Origin of the sequence: Streptomyces sp. NEAU-W12 (assembly GCF_026242095.1) — a bacterium.
In the GTDB taxonomy this organism is placed as follows: Bacteria; Actinomycetota; Actinomycetes; order Streptomycetales; family Streptomycetaceae; genus Streptomyces.
In genome coordinates, this window is record NZ_JAPJDM010000026.1 from 1 (window position 1) to 21,862 (window position 21,862).

The 21,862-nt window shown below is 71.6% G+C and carries 21 protein-coding genes, 2 rRNA genes and 1 pseudogene; 18 read left to right on the top strand and 6 right to left on the bottom strand.

Translation table 11 applies throughout. The features are described from left to right. From ORI94_RS27860 to ORI94_RS27905, 10 genes are all read left to right on the top strand, one after another. Window positions 1–79 (top strand): 23S ribosomal RNA (locus ORI94_RS27860); the annotation flags it as partial. Between the two features lie 99 nt (window positions 80–178). Then, window positions 179–295 (top strand): 5S ribosomal RNA (gene rrf, locus ORI94_RS27865). Between the two features lie 63 nt (window positions 296–358). Then, entirely contained in the window at window positions 359–1,009 is a 651-nt protein-coding gene (locus ORI94_RS27870) for an HAD family hydrolase (RefSeq protein WP_266080720.1), read from the top strand. A gap of 61 nt (window positions 1,010–1,070) precedes the next feature. Then, entirely contained in the window at window positions 1,071–2,348 is a 1,278-nt protein-coding gene (locus ORI94_RS27875; protein WP_266080722.1) for an MFS transporter, read from the top strand. Beyond that, window positions 2,299–3,471, top strand: a complete 1,173-nt coding sequence (locus ORI94_RS27880; RefSeq protein ID WP_266080724.1) for an acetoin utilization protein AcuC — start codon at window positions 2,299–2,301, stop codon at window positions 3,469–3,471. Before ORI94_RS27875 ends, ORI94_RS27880 begins: the two co-directional genes overlap by 50 nt. A 242-nt stretch (window positions 3,472–3,713) precedes the next feature. Continuing rightward, on the top strand, window positions 3,714–4,499 hold the full coding sequence (locus ORI94_RS27885; protein ID WP_266080959.1) for a phosphatase: 786 nt from the start codon (window positions 3,714–3,716) through the stop codon (window positions 4,497–4,499). Between the two features lie 129 nt (window positions 4,500–4,628). After that, the gene (locus tag ORI94_RS27890; protein ID WP_062193679.1) at window positions 4,629–4,841 is read left to right on the top strand and encodes a helix-turn-helix domain-containing protein; all 213 of its coding nucleotides are present in this window, start codon (window positions 4,629–4,631) and stop codon (window positions 4,839–4,841) included. A 155-nt stretch (window positions 4,842–4,996) separates the two neighbouring features. After that, window positions 4,997–5,095 (top strand): 30S ribosomal protein bS22, encoded by a 99-nt coding sequence (locus ORI94_RS27895; protein ID WP_003948845.1) that lies wholly within the window; start codon window positions 4,997–4,999, stop codon window positions 5,093–5,095. A gap of 148 nt (window positions 5,096–5,243) precedes the next feature. Then, complete coding sequence (locus ORI94_RS27900) at window positions 5,244–6,311, top strand: NAD-dependent epimerase/dehydratase family protein (protein ID WP_266080726.1); 1,068 nt, start codon at window positions 5,244–5,246, stop codon at window positions 6,309–6,311. A gap of 13 nt (window positions 6,312–6,324) precedes the next feature. Further along, entirely contained in the window at window positions 6,325–7,488 is a 1,164-nt protein-coding gene (locus ORI94_RS27905) for a lysophospholipid acyltransferase family protein (RefSeq protein ID WP_266080728.1), read from the top strand. Window positions 7,489–7,577: 89 nt separating this feature from the next. Here ORI94_RS27905 and ORI94_RS27910 read toward each other — a convergent pair whose 3' ends face one another. The 3 genes from ORI94_RS27910 to ORI94_RS27920 all read right to left on the bottom strand — a co-directional run bounded on the left by ORI94_RS27910 (window position 7,578) and on the right by ORI94_RS27920 (window position 11,261). Next, on the bottom strand, window positions 7,578–8,843 hold the full coding sequence (locus ORI94_RS27910; protein ID WP_266080730.1) for a DUF5667 domain-containing protein: 1,266 nt from the start codon (window positions 8,841–8,843) through the stop codon (window positions 7,578–7,580). A 254-nt stretch (window positions 8,844–9,097) separates the two neighbouring features. Next, entirely contained in the window at window positions 9,098–9,913 is an 816-nt protein-coding gene (locus ORI94_RS27915; RefSeq protein WP_266080732.1) for an ECF subfamily RNA polymerase sigma factor, BldN family, read from the bottom strand. 436 nt (window positions 9,914–10,349) lie between these two features. Beyond that, the gene (locus ORI94_RS27920; protein ID WP_266080734.1) at window positions 10,350–11,261 is read right to left on the bottom strand and encodes an HAD family hydrolase; all 912 of its coding nucleotides are present in this window, start codon (window positions 11,259–11,261) and stop codon (window positions 10,350–10,352) included. 406 nt (window positions 11,262–11,667) lie between these two features. On the opposite strand from ORI94_RS27920, the gene ORI94_RS27925 reads away from it, so the two are divergent. From ORI94_RS27925 to ORI94_RS27950, 6 genes are all read left to right on the top strand, one after another. After that, on the top strand, window positions 11,668–11,946 hold the full coding sequence (locus ORI94_RS27925; protein WP_266080736.1) for a glutaredoxin family protein: 279 nt from the start codon (window positions 11,668–11,670) through the stop codon (window positions 11,944–11,946). Between the two features lie 301 nt (window positions 11,947–12,247). Continuing rightward, window positions 12,248–13,024 (top strand): redox-sensing transcriptional repressor Rex, encoded by a 777-nt coding sequence (locus tag ORI94_RS27930; RefSeq protein ID WP_266080738.1) that lies wholly within the window; start codon window positions 12,248–12,250, stop codon window positions 13,022–13,024. Next, window positions 13,021–14,838 carry a glutamyl-tRNA reductase gene (locus tag ORI94_RS27935; protein ID WP_266080740.1) on the top strand — a complete coding sequence of 606 codons (1,818 nt, stop codon included), beginning with the start codon at window positions 13,021–13,023 and terminating at the stop codon, window positions 14,836–14,838. The genes ORI94_RS27930 and ORI94_RS27935 overlap by 4 nt, the downstream gene beginning before the upstream one ends. Then, window positions 14,835–15,833 (top strand): hydroxymethylbilane synthase, encoded by a 999-nt coding sequence (hemC, locus tag ORI94_RS27940; RefSeq protein WP_266080742.1) that lies wholly within the window; start codon window positions 14,835–14,837, stop codon window positions 15,831–15,833. The genes ORI94_RS27935 and hemC overlap by 4 nt, the downstream gene beginning before the upstream one ends. Next, window positions 15,830–17,545 (top strand): uroporphyrinogen-III synthase, encoded by a 1,716-nt coding sequence (locus ORI94_RS27945; RefSeq protein WP_266080744.1) that lies wholly within the window; start codon window positions 15,830–15,832, stop codon window positions 17,543–17,545. The genes hemC and ORI94_RS27945 overlap by 4 nt, the downstream gene beginning before the upstream one ends. Before the next feature lie 87 nt (window positions 17,546–17,632). Next, window positions 17,633–18,082 carry a hypothetical protein gene (locus tag ORI94_RS27950; protein WP_266080746.1) on the top strand — a complete coding sequence of 150 codons (450 nt, stop codon included), beginning with the start codon at window positions 17,633–17,635 and terminating at the stop codon, window positions 18,080–18,082. A gap of 57 nt (window positions 18,083–18,139) precedes the next feature. Here the strand turns inward: ORI94_RS27950 and ORI94_RS27955 are convergent, their stop codons facing one another. Both ORI94_RS27955 and ORI94_RS27960 read right to left on the bottom strand, forming a co-directional pair. Beyond that, complete coding sequence (locus tag ORI94_RS27955) at window positions 18,140–18,343, bottom strand: DUF397 domain-containing protein (protein WP_266080747.1); 204 nt, start codon at window positions 18,341–18,343, stop codon at window positions 18,140–18,142. Further along, on the bottom strand, window positions 18,340–19,179 hold the full coding sequence (locus ORI94_RS27960) for a helix-turn-helix domain-containing protein (RefSeq protein WP_266080748.1): 840 nt from the start codon (window positions 19,177–19,179) through the stop codon (window positions 18,340–18,342). The genes ORI94_RS27955 and ORI94_RS27960 overlap by 4 nt, the downstream gene beginning before the upstream one ends. A gap of 322 nt (window positions 19,180–19,501) precedes the next feature. On the opposite strand from ORI94_RS27960, the pseudogene tgmC reads away from it, so the two are divergent. Both tgmC and ORI94_RS27970 read left to right on the top strand, forming a co-directional pair. Next, window positions 19,502–20,653 (top strand): annotated as a pseudogene (tgmC, locus tag ORI94_RS27965) (ATP-grasp peptide maturase system methyltransferase). A gap of 177 nt (window positions 20,654–20,830) precedes the next feature. Then, a complete protein-coding gene (locus tag ORI94_RS27970; protein ID WP_323056096.1) occupies window positions 20,831–21,325 on the top strand; it encodes an ATP-binding protein in 495 nt (164 codons plus the stop codon). On the opposite strand, the gene ORI94_RS27975 is transcribed toward ORI94_RS27970, so the two are convergent. Next, a complete protein-coding gene (locus ORI94_RS27975; protein ID WP_266080750.1) occupies window positions 21,264–21,791 on the bottom strand; it encodes an SMI1/KNR4 family protein in 528 nt (175 codons plus the stop codon). The two genes, ORI94_RS27970 and ORI94_RS27975, sit on opposite strands and share 62 nt — an antisense overlap. Between the last annotated feature and the right edge of the window lie 71 nt (window positions 21,792–21,862).

Sequence of the window (21,862 nt, forward strand, 5' to 3'; positions counted from 1 at the left end):
GACTGGGTTGATAGGCCGGATATGGAAGCACGGTAACGTGTGGAGTTGACCGGTACTAATAGGCCGAGGGCTTGTCCTCAGTTGCTCGCGTCCACTGTGTTGGTTCTGAAACCACGAACAACCCCGTGTTCCGTCGGTGTGCCGGCGGGGTGTGGTGCGGTTGTCTGTTTCATAGTGTTTCGGTGGTCATAGCGTAGGGGAAACGCCCGGTTACATTCCGAACCCGGAAGCTAAGCCTTACAGCGCCGATGGTACTGCAGGGGGGACCCTGTGGGAGAGTAGGACGCCGCCGAACAATTCTTGAGGGGAAAGCCCCGTGCCATCCGGCACGGGGCTTTCTGCGTTTAGGGTCGGAGTCATGCGCTATGACCTGGTTATTTTCGACAACGACGGTGTCCTCGTCGACAGTGAGCCCATTTCCAACCGGCTTCTGGCCGGCTACCTCACCGAGCTCGGGCATCCGACATCGTACGAGGACTCCGTCCGTGACTACATGGGGTCCGCCATGCATCGGGTGCACGACCTGGTGGAGGAGCGGACCGGGCAGCGGTTGCCGGACGACTTCGACGATGTGTTCCATGGCCGCGTCTTCGCCGCGTTCGAGCGCGAGTTGAAGCCGGTGGCCGGTGCTGTCGAGGTGCTGGAGACGCTGGCGGCCGACGGGGTGCCGTACTGCGTGGCCTCGTCCGGCAGCCATGAGCGGATCCGGGTGGGGCACCGTGCGACCGGGCTCGACCGGTGGTTCGAGGACGAGCGGATCTTCAGCTCCCAGGATGTGGGGAGAGGCAAGCCGGCACCGGACCTGTTCCTGTATGCGGCGGAGCGGATGGGGGTCGCACCGGAGCGGTGTGTCGTGGTCGAGGACAGTCCACTGGGCGTCCAGGCGGCGGTCGCGGCCGGGATGGACGTGTACGGGTTCACCTCGATGACGCCGGCCGAGAAGCTGGCGGACGCCACCCGGCTCTTCGCGCGTCCGGCAGAGTTGCTCGGGCTCCTGAGGAAGAACTGAGCACAGTTCACCTTTGGCCGGATCTACCCACCAGTACGCCGGGGCCCCTACGCTCGCCGCCATGACTGATGTGCTGCGGCGCGGCAGGGTCTCGTTGGCGTTCGCCTTCCTGGTGCAGGGAGTCGCCTTCGCTCTGCTCGTGACGCGGATCCCCGCAGTCCAGGACCGGTACGGGGTCTCCGACGCGCTGCTGCCCGCCTTCCTCGCCGCGGTGCCCGTGCTCGCCGGTATCGGGAGTGTGGTGACGGAGCGTCTGGTGAAGGGGGTGCCGCCGAGCCGGGTCCTGCGGTGGTCGCAGCCGGTCGTGCTGCTGGCGCTGCTCGGGGTCGGGGCGGGGGAGCACATGGCCGGGCTGGCCGTGGCGCTGGCCGTGTTCGGGCTGGCGGTGGGGGCGCTGGACGCCTCGATGAACATGCTCGGGGTGAGTCTCCAACGGGTGTACGGGCGCAGCATCATGCTGAGCTTCCACGCCGCCTACAGTCTCGGCGGGATCGCCGGGGCATCGCTCGCGTGGGTGGGGGCGTACTGGCAGTTGGCGCTGTGGATGTCGTATCTGCCGGTCGTGCTGGTGCTGATGCCGGCAGCGCTGATCGGGAGCCGGCGGTACGTGGACCGGGAGCAGCACGAGGGCAGGGGAGAGGGCAACGGTTCCGGGGCGGCCGCGGAGAGCGGGCCCGGTCCCGGTCCCGGTCCCGGTCCCGGGACCGGGTCCAGGTCCCGGGCCGTCGCCTTCAAGCTGTTGCTGCCGCTGTGTCTGGTGATGACGGTGGCGTACATCGGGGACTCTACGGTCTCGAACTGGAGCGCGAAGTACCTCCAGGACGTGCTGGGGAGCTCGGAGCAGACGGCGACCGTTCCGTACACCCTCTACATGGTCACCACGCTGCTGGGGCGGACGATCGGGGACTTCGGGGTGCGGCGCTTCGGCGCCGTGGCGGTGGTGCGGGCCGGGTCGCTGGTGGCGGCGGTGGGGTTCGCCGTGGTCGCCGGGGCGCCGGGGGAGTGGGTGGGGATGCTGGGGTTCACGCTGGTGGGGCTGGGGCTCTGTGTGCTGGTGCCGCAGACCTTCGCGGCGGCGGGGCGGTTGTTCCCCGGCGCGTCGGACGCGGCCGTCGCACGGCTCAACGTCTTCAACTACGTGGGGTTCCTGATCGGTTCCCCGCTGGTCGGGGTGATCGGGGACGTCTGGAGCTACCGTGGGGCGATGCTTGTGCCGATGGTGTTGGTGCTGGTGACATTCGCGTACGCCAGGTCGTTCGCTTCTGAACCGGACCGATACGGTGGCGGGCATGAGTGGCCGCACACAGCTGATGTGGGACGAGGCAGTAACGGGCTATGACTTCGGCCGGGACCATCCGATGGACCCGGTCCGGCTCGTGCTGACCCGGAGTCTGGTGGCAGCCCTGGGGCTGGACCGTGAGGTGGCGGTGGTCGCGGCGAAGACGGCCGGTGAGTCGACGCTGCGGCTGGTGCACCGCGAGGACTACATCGGCGCGGTGCGGGCGGCCTCGAAGGACCCGGCGGCCGCGGACCAGTCGTACGGGCTGGGGACGACGGACGATCCCGCCTTCGCCGGGATGCACGAGGCGTCGGCGCTGATCGCGGGGCAGTCGGTGGGCGCGGCCGAGGCCGTGTGGCGTGGGGAGGCGCTGCACGCGGTGAACTTCGCGGGCGGGCTGCACCACGCGATGCCGGGAGCGGCCTCGGGGTTCTGTGTGTACAACGACGCGGCGCTGGCCGTCGCCCGGCTGCTGGAGCTGGGCGTCGAACGCGTCGCGTACATCGACGTCGACGTGCATCACGGGGACGGGGTGCAGGCGGCGTTCTGGGAGGACCCGCGGGTTCTCACGGTGTCGCTGCACGAGCACCCCCGGACGCTGTTCCCGCAGACGGGGTGGCCGGAGGAGACCGGGGCGGACGGCGCGCAGGGCAGCGCGGTCAACGTCGCCCTGCCGGCCGGGACCGGGGACGAGGGCTGGCTCCGGGCGTTCCACGCCGTGATACCGGAGCTGCTGGCGGACTTCCGGCCGCAGGTGCTGGTGACGCAGCACGGGGCGGACACGCACTTCGAGGACCCGTTGGCACATCTGGCGGTGTCGCTGGACGCGCAGCGCGCGGTGCAGGTGGCGTGCCACGAGCTGGCGCACGAGTACGCCGACGGGCGCTGGGTGGCGCTGGGCGGCGGCGGTTACGCGGTGGTGGAGGTCGTCCCGCGGTCCTGGACACATCTGGTGGGGATCGCGGCCGGCAAGCCGGTGGATCCGACGACGACGATCCCCGAGAGCTGGCGGCAGGAGGTGTACGCCCGGACCCGGCAGCCGGGTCCGATGCGGATGACCGACGGCCGGTCACCCGTGACCTGGGCCTCCTGGGAGGACGGCTACGACCCGGCGGACCGTCTCGACCAGGCGGTACTGGCGACCCGGCGCGCGGTGTTCCCGCTGCGGGGGCTGCTGCCCTAGTCCGGCCGCCGTAAGAGGTGCGGGCCTGCCCCTGCCCCTGCCTCTGCCCCTATCCCTGCCCCTGTCCCTGCGCGGTGAGGTCGCTCCCGCGCGGTTACGCCGACCGTGCGGTGTTTCCCGGGTTCCCGGGGCGGCCCGGGTCCCGGTCGCGCACCATCGCTGCCGTGCCGACCACGACCGACCCACCCGTCCCTCCCGCCGTTCCGTCCGCCGACCCGAGCGTCGCCGGGCTTCGCGCGCATCTGCTGGCCACCCGGTTGTCCGGGACCGTGTCCACCACACGGGAGGAGAGCCTGCGGAGCTACCGGCTCTTCGCCGCCCGGGACCCGCGCGCCCTGATCGGACTCGACCCGGAAGGGGTGTGGGGGCAGCGGGAACTGATCGAGCTGATGGCGGCCAGGTGTGGGGTTTCGGCCGACCCTCGGCATGTTTCCGGGCATGATGTGATCGACCCGGAGCGGACCCTGGCCGCCCTGGACGTCTATGCGGAACGGATCGCGGCCGCCGCCCGGAGCGGTGCGCCCGTGCTGCTCGGCACCGGTCACCCGCACCGGCTGCTCGGCTTCTACGCCGCTCTGGCAGACGCTCTGTCGGCGGCGGGATGTGACGTCCTCACCCCGGCGCAGGGTCGCTGTGTCGACATAACGACCCGGTTCGGTCTACGCACGTACCGCCTCGACTACGTGCGAGGAGTCGCGCTGGTCCGGGGTGCGCCTCCCGAACACCCCGGTGGTGAGCCCGGCGCGCACACGCACTCCCCGCTCCCGGTTCGGACCGCGCTCGCCGCGGCCGCCGAGGCCGGCGGGCCGCTTCCCGGGCTGGTGATCGGGGACCACGGCTGGGCCTGCGGGGCAGGTCAGCTGGGGTTCGAGGCCGTCGCACTGGCCGACGTGAACGATCCCGCCCCGTTCGTGGGGGAGGCCGAGGGGTGCCTCTCGGCGGTCGTTCCACTTGATGACGGCGTGCGGTCCGCTCACTACCTGCCACTGACCCGCTACGTAATCAATCGGGCGTGTCTGTCACGGTAGGCCGCCGATGGGTGCACCTCTTCCCCACTCGCATCACCCGCCCCTACATTGGGGAGTGAGCACGCAGCGACGAAGAGTCACCGGAAGGGGAAGCCGGTGCCCGTCGAGTGCGGAAGGTTCAGGTGTGTCATGGCTGCAGCTGGCGAAAGGCCTCTGAACGAGGTTCGGTTCCTTACCGTGGCGGAAGTCGCCTCGGTGATGCGAGTGTCGAAGATGACCGTGTACCGCCTGGTGCACAGTGGTCATCTGCCCGCGATCCGGGTGGGGCGGTCCTTCCGCGTCCCGGAGCAAGCGGTTCACGAGTACCTCCGCGAGAGCTATGTGGGGGTGGAAACCGCCTGACGGCGAGCCGGGGAGACCCGCACGAGGGCACTCGCGGGCCTCCCCGGTCACCTCGATTACGACCTCAGCGCTCGGGCGGGTAGGCTAGCCCCTCGTAGGTCGTGTGGGCCCATGGCGCCCAAACACCGAGTGATGAGAAGTGAGCGAGGGTAGTCGTGGGCTCTGTTATCAAGAAGCGGCGCAAGCGGATGGCCAAGAAGAAGCACCGCAAGCTGCTCAAGCGCACGCGCGTTCAGCGTCGCAACAAGAAGTAAGCGACGACGCGGAAGCGTGTCCAGTGGCCCCCCACCGCATCGGTGGGGGGCCACTGCCATCACAGGGGCCGGGCGCGTGGCGCGGGCAGGACGAGGCCAGGCGCAGGCAGGGCATCAACAGGGCGAAGGCAAGAGGAAGGCGCTGGTCTTGGGGAAAGTCGTGCTCGTGACCGGAGCGGCCCGTCCGCTGGGGGGCCGTTTCGTCCGGCGGATCCTGCGTGACCCGGACGTGGACCGGGTCGTCGCCGTGGACGCGGTCCGGCCCGCGCACCACCTGGGCGGCGCCGACTTCGTCCAGACCGACATCCGGCAGCCCACCGTCGCGCGCGTGCTCGCCGAGGCCGGTGCCGACACCGTCGTGCACCTCGACGTCACGGGCACACCGCTCGGCAGCGGCAGCAGGACGGTGCTCAAGGAGACCAACGTCATCGGCACCATGCAGCTGCTCGGTGCCTGCCAGAAGTCCCCGAGCGTCAAGCGGCTGGTCGTGAAGTCCAGTACGAACGTCTACGGCTCCGCGCCCCGCGATCCGGCGGTCTTCACCGAGACGACCCCGCCCAAGTCCCTGCCCCGTGGCGGCTTCGCGAAGGACACCGTCGAGGTCGAGGGCTATGTGCGCGGCTTCGCGCGCCGCCGCCCGGACGTCGCCGTGTGCGTGCTCAGGTTCGCCAACATCCTGGGCCCCGCCGCGGACAGCCCGCTCGCCGAGTACTTCTCGCTGCCGGTCCTGCCGACCGTGTTCGGCTACGACCCGCGGCTGCAGTTCGTGCACGAGGACGATGTGATCGACGTCCTGCGCCTCGCCTCGTACGAGCCCCGGCGCTCCACGCTCAACAGCGGCACCTTCAACATCGCCGGGGACGGTGTCCTGACGCTGTCCCAGTGCTCGAGGCGGCTCGGCCGGCCGACCGTGCCCCTGCTCCTCCCGGCGGTCACCTGGGCGGGCACGCTGGTGCGTACGCTGGGGATGTCGGACTTCTCACCCGAGCAGATCCGGCTGCTCACACACGGCCGAGTGGTGGCGACGGACCAGATGCGCGAGACGCTGGGCTTCACGGCGAAGTACACGACGGCAGAAACGTTCGCGGACTTCGTGCGCAGCCGCGGCCCCGGGCTGCTTCCGCCGGAGGCCCTCGCGAGGGCCGTGGACCGGATCGCCGCGCTGCCCCTGCCGGGCACGGGCAGCGGTCACCCCCCGAAGCAGAGCGCCAACTGAGGAGCGCAGCACGATGGCGGACGCCAAGGTCATTCCGTTCGACGACGACCGCTCCCGTGGCGCCGGCGGCGCCGGGGGAGCCGCGCAGCGCCCGTCGCGCCGCCGGGGTGCGGGAAACCGGCGCCAGGGCGCGGGGGCCGCCGGGATGGGCGACGTCCAGCCCCTGCCGGGGCGGGCGCCCGCCGGGGACGATGTCCCGGTGCCCCCTGAGTCCCGCCCACCCCGTGAATCCCGTGAAGCCCGTGAATCCCGCGCAGAGCACGACGACGGTGCCGCCGCGTCCGGTGCCGTCCCCGGCACCGGCCCGGGGGCGGAATCCGGTTCCGGGGGCGAAGGCGGCGGCCTGGAGCGGCGGGTCGCGAGCGGGCTGGCCTTCCTGCGCCGCCGGCTCACCGGGGACTACGCGGTCGACGACTTCGGCTACGACGAGGAGCTCACCGACCAGGTCCTCATGTCCCTGCTGCGCCCGGTGTACGAGAAGTACTTCCGGGTCGAGGTGAAGGGCATCGGGAACATCCCCTCCGAGGGCGGCGCCCTGATCGTCGCCAACCACTCCGGGACGCTGCCGCTGGACGCCCTGATGATGCAGGTCGCCGTCCACGACAACCACCCCGCCGAACGGCATCTGCGGCTGCTCGCGGCGGACCTGGTGTTCATGCTGCCGGTGGTCAACGAACTCGCCCGCAAGCTCGGTCACACCCTGGCCTGCGCCGAGGACGCGGCACGGCTGCTGGAGCAGGGGGAACTGGTGGGGGTGATGCCGGAGGGCTTCAAGGGCCTCGGCAAGCCCTTCGCCGACCGCTACAAGCTGCAGCGCTTCGGCCGCGGCGGCTTCGTCTCCACGGCGCTGCGCGCACGGACACCGATCATCCCGTGCTCGATCGTCGGGGCCGAGGAGATCTACCCGATGATCGGCAACGGCAGGACCATCGCGCGGCTGCTCGGGTTCCCGTACTTTCCGCTGACTCCGACCTTCCCGTGGCTCGGCCCGCTCGGCGCGATCCCGCTGCCGACGAAGTGGACCATCCAGTTCGGCGAGCCGATCCACACGGAGAGCTACCCGCCGGAGGCGGCCGAGGACCCGATGCTGATGTTCAACCTGACCGACCAGGTCCGGGAACAGATCCAGCACACCCTCTACAAGCTGCTGGTGCAGCGACGATCGGTGTTCTTCTAGGAAGACCCGTACGGGGTGTGCGGGTGAGGGCGGGCGGGTTCCCCGGCCACCGGGTTCCCCGCCCACCCGCGCGGTCGCTCCGCCGCGCCCTACTCCACGTCCTCGCTGTCGATGCCCAGCCCCGGCAGCAGGCCGGGGAGGAGGGGCGGAAGCGTGACGTCGGGCGGGGCCGGCGCGGTCGCTCCGCCGCCGCCGGCGGGCGGCGAGGTGTCGGCGCGGCCGCTCTCCTCCGGCGGGTCGAGCAGCCCGCCGGTGCCGCCGTCGAGCAGGCCCCCGCCCTTGTCGCCGGAGTCGGCGGACCCGCTGGGGGCGCCGCTGCCGGTGCCGCCCTCGTCGGCGGAGCCGTCGGTGCCGTCGGTGGTGCCGGGCGTCCTGGAGCTGCCCGTACCGGGCGGGTCGCTCGGCGTGGACCCGGAGCCGCCGCGCCGTCCGCTGCCGTCGCCGCCGCCCTCGCGGGCAGGGGGGTCGGGAAGCAGGGACTGCAGCGGGGCGACGTCCTCGTCTATGGCGTCGAACACCGACGAGACCTGCTCGCTGACGTCACCGAGCTGCGGCGGCAGCCGGTCGCGGAGGGATCCCCAGACCTGCCGGTGCGCGTGGGAGAAGGAGGAGAGGGCCTGCATGGGCCCCAGGGAGCCCGGGTCGTGCCGGTACGCGTTGCGCAGCAGCCGATGGCCCTCGGACGCGTCGTGCCGCATGCCGGACAGGGTGCGGCGGATCTCGCCGAGGGACTCGTGGTCGAGGTCGCCGCTGCGGCCGCGCTCCATCAGCCGACGGGCCTCGCCGAGGCGTGTGGAGGCGTGGTCGAGGAAGACGCGGCCCCGCTCGTGGTTGCCGTCGGCCAGGCCGAGCTTGACGTCCTCCATGCCGCGCTTGAGACCGTAGAGCGAGTCGCCGGGCAGGGCGTCGGAGCTGGCGGCGGCGACTCCGCCGAAGGCGCCCGCGGCCACGGTGACGCCGAGTCCGCCCGCGGTGAGGCCCTTGGCCAGGCGTGAGCGCGGTCTGAGCTTTCCCAGGGGGGTTGCCCGGTGTGTGCCCCGGGCGCGGCGTGAACGCTGGTCGGGTACGGACGGATCCGCTGCCTCGCCCTCGGCGGTGCCTTCTTGGAGCATGGCCTCGAACGCGGCCACCAGCCGGGCCCGCTGGACGACCTTGACCTCGGGATCCAGCTCCGGCCTGGGCAACTCGCCGAGACCGGCGGCCAGCGTGAGCAGCCGCGCCTGTTCCGTCTCCGCAGCGGCCGGAGCCGGGGCCGATCCTTCGGACTGTTCGGCCGCCGTGCCCCGATCGGACTGCTCCTCCAGGGCCTGGGCGAAGGCGTTCGCCCGCCGGTGTGCCGATACGTTCGCGATCACTGGCGGCACCTCCTCTCGTCATGACGGTCGACTCCCCAGGGGGCCTGAGGGTTCCACCCCCTGACCACGTCCACACGATCGGGTGATCGGGGTCGGTTGGGGGTTGACCGCAGGGAGCCTGTGTATCCCGCACAACGAGCGGCGCGGTGCATGGGTTACGCGCGCCGGAGCGTCGGTTCGGGAAGTCAACGGGAAGTCAACAGGAAGCCAACGGAGTGTCACGCAGGGCGCGCCACCTGTCGCTGATGGTGATGCTAGCGCGTGTCCTCGGGGAGGAGCCGGGCGAGGGTGCGGACGGCCCGGTACTGGAGGGTCTTGATCGCCCCCTCGTTCTTGCCCATCACGCGGGCGGTCTCCGCGACGGAGAGACCCTGGAGGAACCGGAGCGTGACGCATTCGCGCTGTTGGGGGTTGAGACGTCGTACGGCGTCGAGGAGGGCGGCATTGGACAGGTATTCGAGGACGGAGTCCTCGGGGGATCGCGCGACCTCGTTGGCGTCGAGCATCTCCCCGGTGGTGACCTCGAGGCGGAAGCGGCTGGACTTGAAGTGGTCGGCGACGAGATTGCGGGCGATGGTGACGAGCCAGGCGCCGAAGTCGCGCCCCTGCCAGGTGAAGGTGCCGATGCGGCGCAGCGCCCGCAGAAAGGTCTCACTGGTGAGGTCCTCGGCGGTCGCCTTGCCGCCCACCCGGTAGTAGATGTAGCGGTACACGGTGTCGCTGTACTGGTCGTAGAGCCGTCCGAAGGCGTCGGCCTCGCCCGCCTGGGCGCGTTCCACGAGTTCCATCATCCTGGCGCTGTCACTGTCCGCCGCGGGGCGGCGGGCGGTGGTGGCGCCGGACGGCCGTCCGCCTCGGTGCCTTCCCACCGCGGCGCTGTCGTCGGCGAGGGCGTAGCAGGGGCCGACGGGCGCGTCGGCGGCGGTGGGGCAGGGGCCGGCGGGTGCGGTGGCGAATGCGGGGACGGCGTACGCGGTGGGGACGCAGCCGCGCAGCAACTCCCGGGCCGCCGTGACTGCTGCGCGCAGTGCGGTCAGGCCCGGGTCGTCAACCCCGACGTGTGGGTACACGGGACTCCCAGAGGCAGAGCTTCCATCACGTGCAGTGCGGAACCTTTCACCCGTCGTGGCGACGGAGGGGCACCGGTTTGCGTCTGAGGAGAATAACGCTTCGTGCAGGCCCTGCTACGCCGAGTTGCTGAAATCGTCGGTTACGTCGCTTCGGTGGCCTGTTGATGTCCGTTCGGGGACCTGAAGATGACCGAATGTTGACCGTAATGCTTCGCATTCCGGTTCGGTACGGGACGTGTCGTGGCCGTGTGCAGCCAAGAGGACTGGACGGCGGGGTTGCGGGGTACGGCAGTGGGATTGGCCGGGCCCGCGGGCGGGGTGCCACTTCTGCTCTCCGGTGATCGGACCGGCAGCCGTACGGGTGTGTCCGTCGTCGCGGAGCTGACCGGGTGGCAGGGGCGGCAGGGGCGGCAGGGGTGGCCGGGAGGAGTCGGAGTCAGCGCCGGCGCCGGTGCATCGCGATGGCCGCGGCCGTGCCGCCGGCCACCGCGCCCACGCCCGCCGCCGCGGGGATGCCGACCTTCGCCGCCTTGCGTCCCGTGCGGTAGTCCCGCAGGCGCCAGTCCTCGGTGCGGGCGTGCTTGCGCAGCTTGGAGTCCGGGTTGATCGCGTACGGGTGCCCGACCAGCGAGAGCATCGGGATGTCGTTGTGGGAGTCGCTGTACGCCGCGCAGCGGCTCAGGTCCAGGTTCTCCGCGGCCGCCAGTGCGCGGACGGCCTCGGCCTTGGCCGGGCCGTGCAGTGGCTCGCCCACCAGTTTGCCGGTGTACACGCCGCCGATGGACTCGGCCACCGTCCCGAGCGCTCCGGTCAGGCCCAGGCGGCGCGCGATCACCTGGGCGATCTCCACCGGCGCCGCCGTGACCAGCCACACCCGCTGGCCCGCGTCCAGGTGCGCCTGCGCCAGGGCCCGCGTGCCCGGCCAGATCCGCTCGGCCATGTACTCGTCGTAGATCTCCTCGCCGATGGACTTCAGCTCGGAGACCCGGTGGCCCTTGACGATGGAGAGCGCGGAGTCGCGCGCGTCCTGCATGTGCTCGGGGTCCTCGACGCCGGCCAGCCGGAACCACGCCTGCTGCCACGCGAACCGGGCGAGGTCGCGCTTCTCGAAGAACTTCCGCTTGTACAGGCCCTTGCCGAAGTGGAACAGGGCCGCGCCCTGCATCACGGTGTTGTCCAGATCGAAGAAAGCGGCAGCCCGCTCGTCGCCGTGGACCGGGAACTCCGGTTCGCGGCCGGAAACTTCCTGGGTGGACTTGCGTGCTGCCTCTGCCGAGGCCTCGCCTGCCAACACGCTCCGCGCCGTGGCGGAACGCCTACGGGGAGTGAGCCATCCGAGAGCGGCCATGGCGTGAGCATAGCCAGTCCGTCCGGCGGTTCCGGAGTCGAGAGGTTTGAACACCGTGAACTCTGCACGTCCGTGTCGTTAAAGCGCCCCTCCCGGCCTACGGGGACCGCTTCCCGCGGGCCGTGTCCCGCGGTGTGGTGTGGTGTGGCGGGCCATGGGACACGCGTCCTGGTTGCGGGCCCGCCGGTGAGTTGCGGGCCCGCCGGTGATCTTCGGGGGCGCCGCTCCCCGCGAGACGCCCCCGGGGCGGGCCGGACCTCCGGTCCGGCGGAACCGCTGCCCCCGGCCTGCGGGCTCCGGCGCCCCGGCCGGCTACCACCCGGCGGGACGCCGGCGCGCCGTTCCGTGCGCCGCCTTGGTTTTTTGGGGGGTGCAGGGGGTTCCCCTGTGCCGTCGCGGGGTGAGAATGGCCGGCATGAGCCCGCTCTTCCGCCGCAAGGCCTCGCAGGACCGTCTCGTCACCCTCGTGGGCAAGCCCGGCTGTCATCTGTGCGACGACGCCCAGGCCGTGGTGGAGAGGGTGTGCGGTGACCTCGGGGTGCTGTGGGAGAGGAAGGACATCACCCAGGACCCGGAACTGCACGAGCGGTACTGGGAGCAAATTCCCGTCGTCCTCGTCGACGGCCGCCAGCACACGTTCTGGCGCGTCGACGAGGGCCGCCTCCGCAGGGCCCTGGCCGACTGAGGGTGTGACTGACCAGCCAGTACAAAACAGCCGGAAAGTCGCTTAGGATCGATGGCGACCAGGTCTCGGGGGCGGGATACGTAGAGGAGAGTGTGCGGTTTTGCCCCCAGAACAAAGGGAGCCGGGGCGCAAGTGCGCAGGTTCCGCGCGAGTGCGCCGGGGGCGCGTGACCCCGGTCACTTTGGGCGGACAAAACGGACACCATCTTTGTGCACGCGTTCACAAAGACATAGCCTGCATTCGACGGGGCGGTCCGGGGACACATGACCGCCTGAAGCCCCGCTCTACCCGCAGGAGCACCGTGGCAACTGGCCGAACTCACCGACCGGCGACCCGTAGCCGAGGGATTCCCGAGGCCACCGTCGCCAGGCTTCCGCTGTACCTCCGCGCCCTCACCGCGCTCTCCGAGCGCTCGGTGCCCACGGTTTCCTCGGAGGAACTGGCGGCTGCCGCGGGCGTCAACTCCGCGAAGCTGCGCAAGGACTTCTCCTACCTGGGTTCCTACGGGACCCGGGGTGTGGGCTACGACGTCGAGTATCTCGTGTACCAGATCTCCCGCGAACTCGGCCTGACCCAGGACTGGCCGGTCGTGATCGTCGGTATCGGTAACCTCGGTGCCGCACTCGCCAACTACGGCGGGTTCGCCTCCCGCGGGTTCAGGGTCGCCGCGCTCATCGACGCCGATCCCGCGATGGCCGGGAAGCCCGTCGCCGGGATACCCGTGCAGCACGCCGACGAACTGGAGCAGATCGTCGAGGACGAGGGTGTGTCGATCGGTGTGATCGCGACGCCGGCCGGCGCCGCCCAGCAGGTCTGCGAGCGTCTCGTGGCCGCGGGGGTCACCTCCATCCTGAACTTCGCGCCGACCGTGCTGTCCGTCCCGGACGGCGTCGACGTGCGCAAGGTGGACCTCTCCATCGAGCTGCAGATCCTCGCCTTCCACGAGCAGCGCAAGGCCGGCGAGCTGGCCGCCGCCTCCGTCCAGCCGCCCGTCGTCACGCGCCGGGGCGCCGCGGACCAGGAGCCCGCCGTCGACCAGGAACCCGACGGGGACGTACCCGCCGTGATGCCGACATGAGTCTCCTCGTCGTCGGACTGAGCCACCGCAGCGCGCCGGTCAGTGTGCTGGACCGGGCCTCGCTGAGCACGGAGGCGCAGACCAAGCTGCTGCAGGACGCGGTCGCCGCCGAACCGGCCGCCGAGGCCGCGGTGCTCGCCACCTGCAACCGCATCGAGCTGTACGCCGACGTGGACAAGTTCCACGCCGGTGTCGCCGAGCTGTCCACGCTGCTGGCCCAGCACAGCGGGGTCGGCCTGGAGGAGCTCACTCCCCATCTCTACGTGCACTACGAGGACCGCGCCGTCCACCACATGTTCTCGGTGGCCTGCGGACTGGACTCGATGGTGGTCGGTGAGGGGCAGATCCTCGGCCAGATCAAGGACTCGCTGGCGCGTGCGCAGGCACTGCACACCGCCGGCCGGCTGATGAACGACCTGTTCCAGCAGGCGCTCCGGGTCGGCAAGCGGGCCCACTCGGAGACCGGCATCGACCGCGCCGGGCAGTCCCTGGTCACCTTCGGCCTGGAGCAGCTGGCCCTCGGCGCACCCGTCGAGACCTGGGCGCAGGGCAAGAAGGCCCTGATCATAGGCGCCGGTTCGATGTCGTCACTGGCCGCGGCCACGCTCGCGCGGACCGGTGTCCGCGAGATCGTGATCGCCAACCGCACCGCCGACCGCGCCGAGCGCCTGGTCGCCCTGCTCGGAGAGCAGTATGGACAAAGCCCGGCGGAGGGCGACGACACGGACGTGCTGGCCCGCGCGGTACCGATGGGATCGGTGCCGTTCGAGCTGACACGTGCCGACGTGGTCGTCTCCTGCACGGGCGCGACCGGGCTCGTCCTCACCGCCGATGCGATCGCCGCCGGTGTCGAGGGCCGGGCCGGGGCGCGGCCGGAGACCGCGCGCGGTGGGCTGCCGGAGACCGCCCTGCGCGGCGAGGCGCCGCAGACCGTACGGGGCGAGGTGCCGGAGGAGGCGCGGACGGCGTCCCTGCCTCCGGTGAGCATCGGTACCGACGAGGACTGCCCGCTGGACCTGTCCTCCGTGCCCCCCGGTTTCTCCGTGATGGGCGAGGCGGCCGTCGCCGGCATGGACGCGGCGACGCTGGAGCAGCACGCGGCGTGGGCCGCGGGCAGCACCGTCGACCGCCGCCAGGCCGGCCGGCGCGGCGTCGGCGCGGACCCGGTGGACCCCGAGCTGATCGGCGCGCTGGCCGCGACCGCGGCGAGCGTCGGCCGGATCCCCGAGCGGCGCCGTCCGGAGCCGGTGGCCGGGCCGCCGCGCCCGGAGCCCGTGCTGCACCTGCTCGACCTCGCGATGCCGCGCGACATCGACGCCGCCGCGCACCGCCTCGCCGGGGTGCGGCTGGTGGACATCGAGGCGCTCGCCCAGGCGTCCGCGGACGCTCCGATGGCTGCCGACGTGGACCAGGTCCGGCGTATCGTCTCCGACGAGGTGGCGGCGTTCGGGGCGGCACAGCGGGCCGCGCACATCACGCCGACCGTGGTCGCGCTGCGCACCATGGCCGCGGATGTGGTGGCCGGTGAGATCGCCCGCCTCGAGGGCCGGCTGCCCGGCCTGGACGACAAGCACCGCGCGGAGATCACCCAGACCGTGCGGCGGGTGGTCGACAAGCTGCTGCACGCGCCGACCGTGCGGGTCAAGCAGCTCGCGGCCGAACCCGGCGGCGCCGGGTACGCGGACGCGTTGCGCACCCTGTTCGACCTCGACCCCGAGACGGTGGCCTCCGTCTCCCGAGCCGAGGAAAGCACCGAGAAGAACGCGAAGAGCGCGACCATCGCGTACATCGCAGAGAACCGAGGGCCGGCATGACTGGAAAGGCACTGAGGCTCGGGACCAGGCGGAGCAAGCTCGCCATGGCCCAGTCCGGGCAGGTGGCGGATGCCGTGAGCCAGGTGACCGGACGGCCTGTCGAGCTCGTCCCGATCACCACGTACGGCGACACGTCGCGCGAGCACCTCTCGCAGATCGGCGGTACGGGCGTCTTCGTGGCCGCGCTGCGCGACGCCCTGGTGCGCGGCGAGGTGGACTTCGCGGTGCACTCGCTGAAGGACCTCCCGACCGCACCGCACGACGAGCTGGTCCTGGCCGCGGTACCGGAGCGCGAGGACCCGCGGGACGTGCTCATCGGGCGCGACGCGCTCAAGCTCACGGACCTTCCGCGCGGCGCCCGCATCGGCACCGGCGCGGCGCGCCGGGTGGCCCAGCTGAACGCGTACGCGGTCGCCCGCGGCCTGGAGTTCGAGACGGTGCCGATACGCGGCAACGTCGACACCCGGATCGGGTACGTCACCAGCGGTGAGCTGGACGCCGTCGTGCTGGCCGCCGCCGGACTGAACCGGGTCGGGCGCAGCGACGAGGTGACCGACTTCCTGTCGGTCGACACGGTTTTGCCCGCCCCCGGCCAGGGGGCCCTGGCGGTCGAGTGCTCCATGCGCGACACGGAGCTGACCGCCGCGCTCGCCGCGCTCGACGACCCGTTCACGCGGGCCGCCGTGACGGCCGAGCGGTCACTGCTCGCCGCCCTGGAGGCCGGCTGCACCGCCCCTGTGGGGGCGCTCGCCGACCTTCCCCCGGTTCTCGGCTTCGCTCGAGACCGGGGGGACCCCCAGACGGACGGGTCGATTGTCAAGGAAATGCGCCTGCGGGGCGTCGTCGGCACGACCGACGGCACCACGCTGGTGCAGCTGTCCACCACCGGTCCCGTGCCCGAGACGCATGAGGCGGCGATGGCGCTCGGTCGCGAACTCGCCACCGAGATGCTCGCGCAGGGCGCGGCCGGTCTGATGGGGGAGCGAGCACTGTGAGCCCCACCACCCTTCCACCCCCTCCGGAACACGGGTACGTCACCTTCCTCGGTGCCGGACCCGGGGATCCGGGACTGCTGACTCTGCGCGCCGTGGAGGCGCTGGCGAGCGCGGACGTTCTCGTCGCCGAGCACGAGGTGCTCGACGTCGTACGCCGGCATGCCAGGCAGGGCGTCGCCGAGGTGCCCACGGACACGGACTCGACGGGTTCCTCCGCGATGTCCGCTCCGGGCACAGGCACGCCTCAACTCAAGGTTGTTGACGGCGCGTCACCAACCGTTGGCGCACCCGCGGTGCGGGATGCGGCACATCTTGTCATGGAGGCCGCACGGGGCGGCAGGCGGGTCGTGCGTGCGGTGGCCGGTGATCCCGGCCTCGACGCGTACGCCGCCGAGGAGATGCTGGCGTGCGTGGCGGCCGGGGTGACCTTCGAGGTCGTCCCCGGTGTCGCGGCGGCGGTCGGCGTTCCCGCGTACGCCGGTGTGCCCCTGCGGGGCGCGCAGGGCGCGGACGTACGGTTCGTGGACGCGCGCACCGCGTCCGAACGGTGCTGGACCGAGGTCGGGGTGTCCGACGGCACGGTGGTCGTCTCCGCGACGCTCGACTCGGTGGCCGCGGCGGCGGGCGAACTGGTGTCCGCCGGTCGCAAGCCCGACACCCCGCTGACGGTGACCGTCGCCGGCACGACGACCCGGCAGCGCACCTGGACGGCGACGCTCGGCACGATCGCGCAGACGCTGAAGCAGGCGAAGGTGCTGCCCTCGCCCGAGGGCGGCCGGCCGGTCATAGCCGTGGTCGGTGAGCGTTCCGCCCCCGCCCAGCGCGACCGGCTGGCGTGGTTCGAGTCCAAGCCGATGTTCGGCTGGAAGGTGCTCGTGCCGCGCACGAAGGAGCAGGCGGCGTCGCTCTCCGACCAACTGCGGTCCTACGGCGCGGTGCCGCACGAGGTGCCGACCATCGCCGTCGAACCGCCTCGTACCCCGCAGCAGATGGAGCGGGCGGTCAAGGGCCTGGTCACGGGCCGCTACGAGTGGATCGCCTTCACCTCCGTCAACGCGGTCAAGGCGGTGCGGGAGAAGTTCGAGGAGTACGGTCTCGACGCCCGCGCCTTCGCCGGGATCAAGGTCGCGGCGGTCGGTGAACAGACCGCCAACGCGCTGATCGCCTTCGGCGTCAAGCCCGACCTGGTGCCCAGCGGCGAGCAGTCGGCGGCGGGGCTCCTGGAGGACTGGCCGCCCTACGACCCGGTCTTCGACCCGATCGACCGCGTCTTCCTGCCGCGCGCCGACATCGCCACCGAGACGCTGGTGGCCGGCCTGATAGAGCTGGGCTGGGAGGTCGACGACGTCACCGCCTACCGCACGGTGCGCGCCTCGCCGCCGCCGGCGGAGACCCGCGAGGCGATCAAGGGCGGCGGCTTCGACGCGGTGCTCTTCACCTCGTCGTCGACGGTCCGGAACCTGGTCGGCATCGCGGGCAAGCCGCACAACGTGACGGTCATCGCCTGCATCGGCCCGGCCACGGCGAAGACGGCCGAGGAACACGGTCTGCGGGTCGACGTCATGGCCCCGGAGCCGTCCGTGCACAAGCTGGCGGAGGCCCTGGCCGACTTCGGCGCGCGGCGCCGGCTGGCCGCGCTGGAGGCCGGCGACCCGGTGACCCGGCCGAGCGAACGGCGGCCGGGGGCGCGCAGGCGCCGGTCGACGACGTAACGCTCTGTTCGTAGGTATGCCGTGCCCCGCGGGCGCGCGCCAGCGCCTGGGACTGCGGGCTCAACTGCTCCGTTCCGATCGACGGTTGTGTCCCTGAGCGCAGCCTCGACGGACGATTGGGCTCAGGGACCACAAACCAGGCACTGCCAAGGACAGTCGCACGGTGGCCCGCCCCGTTCCCAGGGAGCGTTCACCGGTGGTCGATGCACGCGAGGGCACGGAAACGGCGCGCTTCCCAGCCAAGATCCGTTACACCACTCCGCGGCACGCCATCCTCCGAAGCGGGTCGGGAGGAAACGCTTCAAGGCGTACACGTACGAGGAACCGATCGCCCGCGACAAGGCCGACCTCGACATCACCCGGCTCCGTGACCCGGGCCTCGACGACGCGGACAACCTGCCCGCGTCCGAGGTACTGGCCGCCGAGATCGTCGAGAACCTTCAGGCCGTGCTGGAGGAGTTCGCCGCGATCGCGGAGACCTTGCAGCAGGCACGGGGAGAGGGCCCTGCGGCGGAGGCGGCTCCGACCGCCGACTGACACGCAGACGTGGCCCGCCCCCTTCAATGCAGGCGTGGGTCACGGTCGTTCACTTCGTCAGCGCTCGACTGCGTACGGCAGGAAGGTCGTCCAGCTGGCAGGGGCGAGGGCGAGGCGGGGCCCGGTGGGGTTCTTGGAGTCACGGACGAGGACGTGGGCGGGGGCAGTGGCTACCTCGACGCAGTCGGGGCCGTCGGACGTGCTGTAGCTGCTCTTTATCCATTCCGGCTCGGTGCCGGTTACAGGGGCCTTGAGCGTCATGTCCTTGTCTCTCCCAGTGCTTTCTCGATGAGGGGCAACGAATCCTGTGGGCTGAGAGCCTGGGCGCGCAGAGCTCCGTAGCGGATGTCGAGGACCGTTGTTTCCCTGGGATCAGCCGTCACTCTGCTACTCAGGGGCGATTCGCTGAACGCGACTGTGGTTCCTCCCTTGAGCTTGAGCAGCCGGAACGAACCACCGGTTCCGGAGTTCACCTCGCGGTCCAAGGGAAGGACCTGGAGGTCCACGTTGCGAAACTGGGCAATTTCCAACAGCCGCTCGAGCTGCTGGCGCATCACCATTCTGCCTCCCATGGGCCTGCGAAGCGTCGACTCGCACTGCACAAAGCTGAAGACGCGCCGCCCGGTCATGAGATCAAGGATCTCCTGTCGTGCCAAGCGTGCCACTACCTGCTGCTCAACCTCATCCTCGGTGAGCGCCGGTCGATGCGCGTTGAACACGGCCCGTGCGTAGTCCTCGGTCTGCAACAACCCTTGAATGACCGAGTTGTTGTAGGCCCCCAGCTCGACGGCCTCAGCCTCCAGCTTCTTCAAGTCCCGTACCTTCTTCGGGTACCGGACCTCCGCCACGTCCTGCTTGAGCGCGGAGATCTTCCCGCCCGCCCCCAACACCTCGTCCGCCGCGTCCAGGTACTCCGGCCGGGGAATCCGCCGCCCCCGCTCCACGCAGGAGACCATCTCCTCCCCGTACTTGATCGCCGCCCCGAACTCCGCCTGCGTGAGGCCGGCCGCCTCCCGCCACAGCTTCAACTGCCGCACGACGGTCCGCATCACGGCCCCGGCCTCTTCGTCGTCCAGCCCTGCTGCCCACTCGCTCATGTCCGCCGCCTCCCGTCGCGCGCACCCTTCCCCGGACCAACTCCGGCCGCCCGCACCCGGTCACCCCGGGCAGGCCGGACAGAAACCGGACACCCGGCGTACAGCGACCGGCCGTACGAGCTGCCCGTATTCACAGTGTGCGCATGTGTGAGCACACTGAGTGGCACGAATCGGGAAGCGCCGTATCGCGGAGAGAGAAGGGACACCCCTGACGACACCCACTCCCGAGGCCCTCTGGGCGCTGCGCCTGGTCACCGACCGGTTGCCGGTCGAGCCGCCGCCCGTCGATCCCGGAACCGATGCCGCGCGGCTGCGCGCGGTCATGGCGGAGGACCTCGCCGTACGCGGGTTGCTGGACGATCCGGCCTGGCGGGCGGCGGTGGAGACGGTGCCCCGGCACCGGTTCGTGCCCGGCTTCCACCTGCCCGCCGATGAGCGCGACGGGCAGGGGCCGACCGTGTGGCAGCCGGTCACCGCCGCACTCGACCACGGGCGCTGGCTGCCGCCGCGTACTCCGACACCACGCTCATCACCCAGTTCGACGGTGACGAACCCGACTGGGAGCACCCGGCCGAGCGGCACGGAGGGGCTCCGACCTCGTCCTCCACCCTGCCGTCCCTCGTGGTGCGGATGTGGGCCGACGCCGATGTCCGGGAGGGGCACACGGTGCTGGAGATCGGCACGGGGACGGGGTACTCGACCGCGCTCGCCTGCGAACGCCTCGGTTCCGCCGGTGTCACGAGCATCGAGGTGGACCCGCGCCGGCTGGAGCGGGCCGGGAGCGCGCTGCACGGCTGCGGCTACGCACCCACCCTCGCGGTCGCGGACGGGTTGTACGGGTACTGGCCCGAGGCCCCGTTCGACCGGATCGTCGCGGCCTGCTCCTTCCGTGCCGTGCCCCCCCGCCCTGGTCGCCCAGACCCGGCCGGGCGGCAGGATCCTGCTGACGCTCTCGGGCTGGCTCTACGGGTACGCCCGGGTCCTGCTCACAGTCGCCGGGGACGGCACCGCCGAGGGCCGTCTGCTGGGCGGCACGGTCTCCTTCATGTCGGCGCGTACGCACGCGGCGCCGGCCTTCGGCGACCCGGCCCCCTGGGCGGCCGGGTTGCCGGGGAACGCGCGGGCCGCCCGGCACGGTCCCGGGCGGATCACCGCCGCGACCGAGGAGGCCTTCCCTCTGCGCTTCCTCGTGCAGAGCGCGGTGCCCGACGCGCAACTGACCACCGTCGGCGACCTCGTGCACCTGGTCGACGTGGTCAGCGGGTCGGCCGCCGCGCTGGCCCCTGACGGCGACGGCGGCTGGCGGGTGCGGGAGGGCGGTCCGGTCAGGCTGTGGGAGAGCGTCGAGCGGGTCATCGACGTCTACGACGCGGCCGGACGGCCGGAACCGGAGACCTTCACCCTGTGCGTGCACGACGGCGGGCAGCACCTGCGGCACCCGCGGATGCCCTGTCTGCCGCTGCCGCCGCCCTGAAGGGCGAGGATCCCCCGCAGCCCGCAGCCCGCAGCCCGCAGCCCGCAGCCCGCCGCCCGCCGCCCGCAGCCCGCCGCCCCGGGCAGCCCGGACGGGACCGGGCACACCACGGGCAGCCGCCGGTGGCACGGGCCGCTCTCCTTCACAGCAGGACCGCAACTGAGCACGCTGGGTGAGGTGAATCACGAAACCGTCACACCGCGTGCCCCGCTGCACCAGTTCACCGTGCCGCTGTCCGCCACCCGCCGGGGCGCCCGTCTCGCCCGCCTGCTCGCCGCCGAGCAACTGGACGCCTGGGGGCTGCCCCTGGACCCGGCCCGGCTGATCGTCGCCGAACTCGCCACGAACGCCGTCGTGCACGGCCGTGTCCCCGGCCGGGGCTTCCGGCTCGGCCTCACCGTCACAGCGCACGGGGTGCTGCGCATCGAGGTGACCGACCCCAGGGGCGAGAAGGTACCCGCGCGCGGGAGCGCTTCGCCGGAGCCCGCCGAGTCGGGCTACGGCCTGCTGCTGGTCGGGGAGTCGGCCGACGACTGGGGTGTGCTGCCGGGGCCGTTCCCGTGCAAGACGGTGTGGGCCGAGCTGTGGGGCTCGGCCGCTTCCGGTGACCTCAGCGGCAGAGCGCGGCGATGTCCTCGGCGAAGGCCGGGAACTCGGCGCGGACCTCGGTGATGATGGCGCGGGCCGGGCGGCGGGGGGTGGTGGCGTGCCGTTCGGCGAGTGCGGTGAGGGCCGCGTCGGGGCGTGACTCGTCGACCCCGAACAGCACGGTCTCCAGGGGGCCGTAGCCGTCGGCCAGCATCCACAGGAAGTCGGACAGGTTCCCGGCCACCACTCCGCACTGGCCCTCCGAGCCCATGAACACCACGGGCTGCTCGGCGAGGGGCCGGCCGGGCCGTCCGTACCAGAGGGCCGCGAGGCCGCCGGTGCCGTCCTGGCCGAACAGCCGGTAGGCGTCGCCGTCGAGCTCGGGGTTCCGGGTCCACTGGCGCAGCCAGTCCGTGGTCTCCTCGGCCGAGCAGAAGGTGCTGTAGGGCTCGAAGTCGATTCGGTTCCCGTCGTCGTAATCGAACCCGGCGCGGGCCACGTCGGTGAGGGCGGGCGGAAGGCTGCGGTCGTCACCGGTCGTCTCGTTCACGGGCGTACCGTAGCCGCCCGCTCTGACATCCGGCTGTCGCACCGGTGTCCCGAGCGGGTGCCTCACCAGCG